Annotated in this window: 1 protein-coding gene; it reads left to right on the forward strand. The window is 57.2% G+C overall.

Annotation, left to right across the window (positions count from 1 at the left end; genetic code table 11):
- Positions 1-243: thiamine pyrophosphate-binding protein (locus ACLJNW_RS27920; protein WP_410961849.1), on the forward strand; the 243-nt coding region annotated here is incomplete at both ends.

Genomic DNA, 243 nt, shown 5'->3' on the forward strand with positions numbered 1-243 from the left:
GATTTATGCCTGCACCTCCTCAGTGGGGCCAGGGGCCGCCAATATGATCACCGCAGCGGCGACCGCGACGGCTAACCGTATTCCACTGCTTTTGCTGCCGGGCGATGTGTACGCATCTCGTCAACCCGACCCGGTTTTGCAACAGGTTGAACAAGAACACGATCTGACGTTGAGCACCAATGACGCTTTCCGTGCAGTTAGCCGCTACTGGGATCGCATTACGCGTCCGGAACAGCTAATGAG

Origin of the sequence: Salmonella sp. SAL4457 (assembly GCF_046548235.1) — a bacterium.
Classification (GTDB): Bacteria; Pseudomonadota; Gammaproteobacteria; order Enterobacterales; family Enterobacteriaceae; genus Salmonella; species Salmonella enterica.